Genomic DNA, 9,517 nt, shown 5'->3' with positions numbered 1-9,517 from the left:
GAACATTTACAATGTGCACCGTTTTATTTCTACAAACAACATAGAATAGCGAACAATTAGTAGACACATTTTAAAAACACGACAAATATAATTAAAAATATTTATTATAAAATGTTTTCAAGAAAATGTTTTTAAAAATATTTAAAAATAAATTTTAACACACGCACATCAATTGAGAATATGGCACAAAATCTTAAAATATAAGTATGGATTATTGAAAAAGAATAATAGATAGATCTATTATCTATCAGATATTTAAAATATCCGATTTTATCATACAATTCAGCGTGGCTTTACCGTTTTAGGATAAAGCCACACTGAAAATTTACACGGGCATCCCGTTTATATCCACACGGATCATATCGAAAGGGGTCAAAAAATGATCGAACAAAACGGCAAACTCCTCCCGGGAAACCGGGCGATTCGGCTTGTAATCCCGGAGTCCCAGATCTCCCCAGGCCTTCCGGATATGTTCAGCCGTAATTCCCTCTTTTTCCAAAAATACCCCCAGAGCCACCAACAAATTCTCCGTCTCTTCTACGGAAAGATATTCCCCGGAAGCTTCCATTTTAAACGTCGGATACAAATCGGCCAATCCCTGGCTCAACTCACTCACCCCGACAGGTTCATCCTTTCTAAACCAAGTTTCATTCGCCCAATTAATACTTCTGCCTTCTCCCTTCAGAATCCCGCAAACTCCGATTCGCTGCAACGCTTTGAAATGCGGATGATCCTTCGGCAAATCGATGTAGGGCATCAGATAACCACCGTTTTCCAACAACACCTTCTGCACTTCGCGCACAGTCACCTCCCTTAGTTCTCTGTTTTCTTTAACAGCCAAAGCAGCCAATATTCCGGCAGCCTGCCCCAATTGGGTTACCACCGGTTGCAAGCGCGTACATCCGTTTACGATATTGGAAACGGACACCGATTTTTCTGCCACAATCAAATCCGTTACTTCTTTGGGAAGCAATACGCCCATCGGAACATTGTAAGAAGGTACCGGCCCGAATGTCAGGGATTTCAGCTCTTCCTGATTCGGATACGCCTGATGGTGGTGGTCCACCGGGTAATCGCCGACGGCAATCCCCGTACGATACAAGGTATAATCGTAAGGACGAAGTATCTGATTCACATTAAAACGCACCACGCCCTGTATACGACGGGATTCCCGGTGATACGGGATAAAAGGCAGCAAGTCTTCCGTCGGATACTCATCATCCGCCAAGCCCAGATTTTTACTTCCGAGTTCATGTTGCATATAATACAAATAGCACAAAGAACGGTGTTTGGCTTTCTTCAGTTCAGCTTCCCGTCCTTTCTCATCCATTTCGATAATATTCGTATAATAGTCATTGCCCTGCATCGGCCAATTGATCATATACTTGTTATTCGGCAATTTTCCATATCGCATCACCATATCGAAATCCCAGGGTTTCAACACGGAATCGGTACAATTCTGGGATTTACAGGAGCAGTAAAACAGAGAAGGATCGTAATTTTCCGGACGTTCGATCGTCATATCCGCTTCCGGTCCATAATCTTTCAAAATCATGGCGTATGTCAGGTCCTGTATGATATCACAGTTTTTATCTCCGGCCCAGGCCTCTCCGCTGATATTCCGGTCCTCAATTCCGATATCGTACTTTACCCCGCAGGCTTTTGCCACATCCCCCAATTCTGTAGCATCGATCAGGATATCAGCTTCAAATACCTCCTGTTTCCCATTATGATCGGCCACTACTTTCCAGCCCGTTGCCGTTTTTTCTGCGGAAATAAACTTTGTCTCATATTGTACCGTCAGATTAGGCTCACGGGCTGCCATATTTTTGTATATCCGGGCACCGACAGAGGGTTCGAACAACACATTGCTCACCCAACCGGTAGCCAGAGCCCCCAGACTCCCGTAGTGAGCCACCAAGCTATCCCTGAATTCACCGAATATCCCGGCCGGCATTCTGTAATTACCGTCTACGGCACTGACGCCTGCCGATGTCAACATACCTCCCAGCCACAAATGTTCTTCCAATATGATCGTCTTTGCTCCCAGACGTGCCGACTGAATACCCGCAGCCACACCGCTGGCACTTCCTCCGATCACCAGAACCTCGGTTTTAGGCCCGGAGCAAGCGCTGCAAAAAAACAAAGCGGCAAATACAACCGATAAAATTATTCTATTTTTCATTAGCCGATACCATTAAAGTTTTATACCGAAATGTTCACAATACCGCTCATACAAACAGGGCGCCTGCAGATAGGCCGAATTAGGACTCATAAAATGAGAAAATTCAAATGTTATGGCATTTTCCATACCGGCCTTCCGGGCTGCTTCCAATTTCAATAACAATTTCTCCCATTTGATCGGGAAAAACCGAATCGGCATATCCCGGTCAAAAGACTCGATGTTGGTCCAGCAATGCATACCGTATTTATCGGCCAGCTTCTTATTGATCTCCAGGTAGCCGGGCAACTCATGATAATCGACCTGACCGTCCTGAAATGCTAAAATATCCACAGCCCCCTTCACATTATCCAAAATCTCATTCCACTCCGCTTCATGCTGCTGCACAGAAATTGCCTGATCTCCGGACATCACCTGATCGGTTTTTACGCCATGAATATAAGGCGAAACCAATGTCGTCAGATTCCCGGATACAGCTTTGGCATGTTTGCCGACTTCAGCGTAAATTTTCGACATATTTTTGGTGCGGCGGCTGATTTCCTGTGACAAATACCATCCCTGGAAAGAGCGATGATGCCCGTATTTTTTCCATACTTCATCAATCAACCGCATATTCAAATCGATTTCCTTCTGAAAAGAACCCTCTATCCAATATTTCCCGGAATCATACATACCGAAAAAATATTTCATATCGTATTTATCAGCCAAAGTCAAAAACAATTCGACCAGATCTACAGGAGGATAATACACATCTTCCGTAGCCAACAGCGAATCGAAAGGAGAAGCGATCCATTTTCCCAAGCCCGAACGAATCATTACGACAGTGTCGATCCCCATTCTCTTCATTGCCCTGAAATCGGCATCCCATTCCTTTACCCCCCAATTCTGATGGGGAATATCCCAACTGACCTCATCCAAAAAAGTCGCTTTAATCGGCATCCCCTTAAATATTCCCGGTGTTTCGAAACGCTTGTTGTCCAATTTTTCCGAAGCCCGGCTTCCACTTTCCATCGCCCCTAATTTTTCCAAATCCACATGCCCCTCTGAGGCTGAAAGCATCGACGGCAGCATAAAAGCAGAAGCTCCACAAGCCATTTTTTTCAAAAAATCCCTTCGGTTATTCGATCCTTTTTCCATAGTAAATTAGTTTTACACAATTATTATATAGCATTCATTCATTTCACCATTCATACGTCATCGGTCAGGTTCTCCAAAACCACCGGATACGCGTAAACAAAACAGCTACCCCAGCAGATAGCACCGTTAAAACGATTCCCTTCAAAAACCCCAGCCATGCGTTATTGTCCAACAGCTCCAGATAAGGAGTCATCCCCAGTAATCCCAGCAAAGGCATAACGACCAGACTCGTCGCAACATAAGCAATCATCGGATTTTGTCCGGCCATAATCAAAAATTTCAAAGCCTTCCGGTACGGATAGTAATCACACATTATATTGAAAAAAAGCAAGGCCATAAAAGCCAGACCGGAAGTCACAAAATAATAACTGTACGTAGAATGATCCTTACGAATTCCCCCTTCGAAAGCTTCGAAAAAAAGTCCCAGCAACAACAGATAACCTCCCGTATAAAATAACTTTTTCCAAAGCCGCTCATAATCACCCGCCCCTTTCCGTAACAATAACAATCCGAAAATCAGCATTAAAACGGTCACGCAAAGATTTACCAATAGCCAACGGGCATACAAACCGCATAAATTACCCACAATCAACCCAAGCGTCAATATGATCAAACAAACGGGCACACATTTTCTTCTGTTATCCTTTGAAGAGCTTGCCTGCCGCATCCACTCCTGTAAATACTCTCCGGCTACAATTCCCGGAATAACAATAAACAGATACTTCAGATAATTAAAATGATACATCCAGGGAACCGGCGTATAATCAAACAAAACCTTCACCCAGGAACCCTCTGTCGTACTTCCGAGAAACACAGCCATCACGAAAGGCAATACGCCAACACATACCCAAGGCTTCCCAAACGTCAGAATATAAATGCATGATCCGAAAACAGCCATGTTCGCCAATACCAGTATAATAATATTGCTGTATCCGAAAGAAAATTCCCTTCCTCCGGCATAAGACAGATTCACCAAAATCAAAGCTCCGACCAAAAAAGCCCCGGCCTTTACCGCACGGTGTCCCCACTCCGGCAACTTAAACGGGAGCCGCATAAACATCGGAAACAGCAAAACAAATCCACCCAGCGATATAAGCCAAGCCCGGCTGTCCTGGGGCGAACTCAACGTCCAGGGGTACAAATGCTGTATGTAAATGGCAAAAAAAGTAAGTTGCCCCCCTCTCAGCAAAGCAGCTTTCAATAAACAAACCCGGGAAACACCTCCAGCAAGTTTTTTACCGATAGAAAAAGGGAAAGCCGCTCCCATAGCAAACAGAAAAAAAGGAAAAACCAAATCCACCCATGTGATTCCATATACCGTCGGATCAAAATGATGATCAGGAGGAGGAACCTGTGCATGATACATCCAACCGGGTAAAATGCCGAAGGCAATCGTTGCCGAAAGTATCATCGTCAAAATAGCATAGCCTCTTAAAGCATCCAAAGAATAAGCTCTCTTATCAGCACACATCAGTAATAAACTATTTTTTAATTGTAGATTTTCAGATTGACGATTTTAGATTGAATCCACAATTCCCCCTGTAACTCCAAAAAACCGTAAATCTAAATGAAAATATCCCAAGCAATTTCAAAATTTCGCTCAAATATACACCACTTTTTTAAATTTACAAGCATTATTATTAAATTATTTTAAAATATAGTTTTTAATACTGCGAATTGAAACTTACCAATTAACCTTCAACGTTTGTCGAACGTTTTAATTACAGATTTTATATTGACGATTTTAGACTGAAAGAATTGATCACGAATCTGGTTGCCGGATAATTTAAAATTTACAATCTAAAATTTACAATTTATATGAACTTTGAAAAACAAAAAACGGAGTCTGAAAATGAATTCAGACTCCGTTTTTCACACTTACTACAATTACAAATTCTTTACCGATAGGTCAGAATTTATACGATACCCCCAAAGAAGCTGTAATAGCACTGGATGTATAATGTCCGCTAAAAGTATCGATCTGGGTCGGTATTACGATATTATTATAGGTATAGGAACCGTCCCGCCCGATACCCTGAATATACAGGAATGCAAAATCGAATTGCAGATTTTTATACGGTTCGAAAGACAATCCGGCAGACATACCGATTTTATTCATACCCGGTGTTTCCGGATTATAATTATTCTTACGAATCGGACTTTGGTCGAAATATACACCGGCACGAACATCCAGGCGGTCCGTTGCCTTATACTCGGCACCGATACGCGCTATAATGGTATTTTTATAATCCTTCTTAGCCTTAATCGGTGAAATTCCCAATTCCGGTTCATTAAAATAAACATTCAGCGAATCGTAAGCATTCCATCCGACATATTGTAAATCCAATGCCAACTCCCAACGGTTTGTCGGCCGGTAACTAACGCCGATAGTCGTATTGGAAGGGAGGGGCAATTCTGCCCGGAACGATCCCTGATCGTATTTAGGCACGGCAAACATCGGCGCCAATTTTCCTAAAGTTCCCATCAAATCCTCCACAGCGCGATTGGCATAGTCCAAAGAAGCATCTCCTTCTTTTACCCGCATTTTTATTTTAGAACGATAGGATATCCCTACTGATACTTTATCGGAAATGTCATACAACACGCCGATATTAAATCCGGCACGCACACCGGCTTTCCCATCCAGTGTTGCCGCTGCAGGCGGGAACTTATTATCCCGGATCGTCTCGACAAAATAATTCTTTTGCTCTTCGGGCAACGGCAACTGCTCGATAATATTACCGATCATCTGAAAATCGGCCGTACTCATAAGAGCCCGGGATAAATTGACATTTCCGATCGCCAGCATCAAACCCACACCCACACTCAATTTATCCGTAATCTTATAAGAGAGAGTCGGTTGTAACACATAAGATCTCAACGAAATATCCTGTATTAAATTGACTCCCGCCCAATTTTTCGGCCATTTCAAGCCATTCCCGTAAGGTGTCGTCAAACTGATTCCGGCTGCCAGATTATCGTATATCCGGTAACCGGCATAGGCATATAAAGGCGTACTTAACGGATTATCCGTCTTTGCCGAATAACCGTCATGGGTATACTTAGCCTTAGCTGCAACAGCCGACACGCCGACTGAAATGTCCATATGGTTGTTCAGCCAAACAAGCCCGGCCGGATTAAAATGCATACTCTCAGCCCCCAGTTTCATTCCTGTTCCGACATGTCCCATGCCCGTCTGTTTAGCGCTCAAAACATTTACCTGATATCCTTCTGCAAACACTGAATTTCCCAATATACAGGCCAAAACCCAAATCATTAATTTTCTCATTCAATTATTATTTCATTTATACCTCAGAAAAACGGAAACCGGACAAAAAAGTTTTCCTTTACCGTCATTCAATTTCACTTAAAGGCGGCAAAATTAACATATAATTCCGGGCTTGTTTCTACTTTACGGTATGTTATCGGGAAGAGCCGAATAAACGCCAGCGCTATATTTATTCCAACACCAAGGACAGGCGTGTCCTTTGATTGGCTTTTACCGGTAAATCGGACAGAAGGATACGACGGTTGCGGACCCGTCCGTTTTGCCTGTAACTGATGATAAGCGTACAATCGAAATTATCCGGGAGAGTCGGGAAATAAACACCTTCGTAATATCCTGTTTCCGGATTATGCCGCAAGGTATGAAAGATGGCATAAGGAGAGGTACTCTCTGTAAATTGGCCGGAACAGCTATAACGACCGTCCGTATGAAAATTATTATACATCCGGTTGACGGAAAAACCGATTGAAATCGTATGTAAGACAATATCCGGGGCCACCTTTTTCATATCAACCTGTACCAACCCCGTAATTCTTCTAAGGACAACGGATTTTACCCCCGGACTACCGGCTGTGAAAGACAGACCGGCAAAAAAATAATCGTGGTATACTGCAGCGCGGGACCTCTGTTCGGCAGCGACCCATATATCTCCCAATGCCGGTTCTGCCTGTACCTCAACAGGCGGATACCCGACAGGGGTATAATTTACAACCCGCCCTTCCCCAAGCACACACATCCGGTATTCACCGGCGGGCAAAGTAACCCGGAAACCGGATTCTATTTCAGTTTCGGTCAGGACCTCCTCCCGTACACGGTCACCGGATTCGTTATAAATGATATACCTTATCTGGCTCACAACATCAGAAACGGCAGCGGTCGTCCTCATCCGGAACGGGTCTTCATATACGTCCATAAATGCAATGACAGAAGTAGGGAGAAAAAACGTCTCGGTTATTGTACTTTCCGGTATAATACACGCCTCAGGCATATCTTCCGAACAAGAAAAACAGAAAAACAGAAAAATAAAAAGATAATATATCGGTATCCGTTTCATGGCTAAAAATTTGGTAATGGATAATCTTCCGGGCATTCCGGTGCCGGCAACACCATATTAATCAGATGATCCCTGGACATGGTAGCATCCGATTTCAGAAAATAATTATAACCCACAAAATCCGAACCGGAAATCCCGTCATTCCAGGTAGCATCTATAGCATAGTATTTCCCATCTACCCGGACAATATTCCAGGCATGGGGCACAGTGGATCCATTCGAAAACAACGCATCACCGCCTACAAAAATAGCTTGAATACCCGTACGCTGCAATAGATATTGTAACGTCCGGGCATACCCCTCGCATACCACTTTCCCAGTCACTAACCCGCCGATAATGTTTCCACCGAAGGAAGAGGTCATCCCTCCGTAACTGACACTTCTCAGAAACAGATCGTGAACCGTTTTTACCTTTTCAAACTCAGACAGGCCCGAAGGAACACGATCCAAAAGTTTACCGGCAGCGGAGATGACCAGCTCCGTTCTCATATCGAAAGTGGGCCGCATGGCAATCAGGTCCATACGATAACTGATGACCTGTCCGGCAGGGTCCAGCCGGTACGATGTAATAATCCCGGTATTGAACATGATAGCCATATCGTTCAGCAAAGAACGGGACACCCTCAGAAATTCCTCCTTAGTGAATCTTTCTCTTAAATCGCCTGTCAGTTCAACGATAAGCCGTTCTCCGGGCCTAAGTGTTTCGGTAAAATTGTTGGCTTTATCAAACATAGACCGGTACAACTTTTTTTCCAACGTATCCCGAAGTTGGTTGTAATAATAAAAAACATCGGCTGCGTTCAATAAGTCAATCCCTTCATCTGGAAGCGGTGAAGGCAATACCCCCTGTCCGGCGTCGGGAAGCAGTATATCCGCTTCCCAATCCGAAACCTGAATTGCATATCCGCCGTCTTCCCCCGGAATTTCCGCTATTGTCAATTTATATGCCGTATTCTTCCGGGAACAGAGTAAAACACGTTTTGCCACAACCCGTCCATCGGGATCATTTCGAAGCTTTACAATCAGATGGGTTCCGTCCGGACCTCCGTCGTCCGGATAGAGATAACAAACGGGCTTATGGATATTCATCTGATCGATCGTTTCATTTACAGGAAGAAGCACGGAAACCGAACGCTCCGGGAAGATTCCTTCCCGGAAAAGATATCCACCGGTCCTTCCGTTTACGATTTCAACCGATACGACGCTTAATTCACGCTGCCGTTCCGGACTCATCCCATCCGCTGCCGCAATATATACTTTGGCAAAAGTACGGTCGAACTTTATATCTCCACCGGGCATATCCGTTCCCCCGGCCCGAAAAGATACTTTTGCCGACATGACAAAATGCGTACTATCCCCATTCAGAGAATCCCTGGTGAATAATCCGTCAAACCTTGATACGTCGAAAACGGACTCAGGCTCCATATCCAATGGATCGGAAAGGGCCGAAGCATTAACCACGAAATAAGCGCATACGGTTTGCCCGGCATACGCGGCGGGAATGACGGTGTGTACGCGCACTCCTGATCCACCCGGCAAAACAACAGCATCGACTTTTTTAATAAACCGACCGGAAGAAGGCGCAACAAAAAAGACAGTCGCATTCCGGATTACGTCCGCACCGGACACATCCGTTCCTGCCGGAACGTTGGTTACAACAGAAAAACGGGTCTCACCGTCAACGGGCAAAAGCTCCTCCTCACCCCGCGTGCAAGCAGCCAGCAACGACAGTGCGACAAGCCCGACCATATGTATTTTTATTCGTAACCTATTCATACGACAATATCTTTAATTACCCCCTCAAACAAGCCATTATCTATAAATTCCGACAACATTTTTGATCCTTCCAAAAGGAAAAA

The 9,517-nt window shown here is 44.1% G+C and carries 6 protein-coding genes; all 6 read right to left on the bottom strand.

Annotation, left to right across the window (positions count from 1 at the left end):
* Positions 1 to 325: 325 nt before the first annotated feature.
* The 6 genes from DD657_RS11900 to DD657_RS11875 all read right to left on the bottom strand — a co-directional run bounded on the left by DD657_RS11900 (position 326) and on the right by DD657_RS11875 (position 9,434).
* Positions 326 to 2,185 (bottom strand): FAD-dependent oxidoreductase, encoded by a 1,860-nt coding sequence (locus DD657_RS11900; RefSeq protein ID WP_068691798.1) that lies wholly within the window; start codon positions 2,183 to 2,185, stop codon positions 326 to 328.
* A gap of 12 nt (positions 2,186 to 2,197) precedes the next feature.
* Positions 2,198 to 3,319, bottom strand: coding sequence for a DUF4434 domain-containing protein (locus DD657_RS11895; RefSeq protein WP_021986833.1), 1,122 nt, complete (start codon positions 3,317 to 3,319; stop codon positions 2,198 to 2,200).
* Positions 3,320 to 3,383: 64 nt separating this feature from the next.
* Positions 3,384 to 4,790, bottom strand: a complete 1,407-nt coding sequence (locus DD657_RS11890) for a DUF5009 domain-containing protein (protein ID WP_287049998.1) — start codon at positions 4,788 to 4,790, stop codon at positions 3,384 to 3,386.
* 438 nt (positions 4,791 to 5,228) lie between these two features.
* Positions 5,229 to 6,608, bottom strand: coding sequence for an OmpP1/FadL family transporter (locus DD657_RS11885; protein WP_287049996.1), 1,380 nt, complete (start codon positions 6,606 to 6,608; stop codon positions 5,229 to 5,231).
* Positions 6,609 to 6,777: 169 nt separating this feature from the next.
* On the bottom strand, positions 6,778 to 7,659 hold the full coding sequence (locus DD657_RS11880; RefSeq protein WP_287049994.1) for a FimB/Mfa2 family fimbrial subunit: 882 nt from the start codon (positions 7,657 to 7,659) through the stop codon (positions 6,778 to 6,780).
* Positions 7,660 to 7,661: 2 nt separating this feature from the next.
* Positions 7,662 to 9,434 carry a transglutaminase domain-containing protein gene (locus tag DD657_RS11875; RefSeq protein ID WP_287049993.1) on the bottom strand — a complete coding sequence of 591 codons (1,773 nt, stop codon included), beginning with the start codon at positions 9,432 to 9,434 and terminating at the stop codon, positions 7,662 to 7,664.
* Positions 9,435 to 9,517 lie beyond the last annotated feature (83 nt).

Source organism: Culturomica sp., assembly GCF_003524185.1.
GTDB lineage: Bacteria > Bacteroidota > Bacteroidia > Bacteroidales > Marinifilaceae > Culturomica > Culturomica massiliensis.
This window is presented reverse-complemented; position numbering and strand designations above follow the sequence as displayed.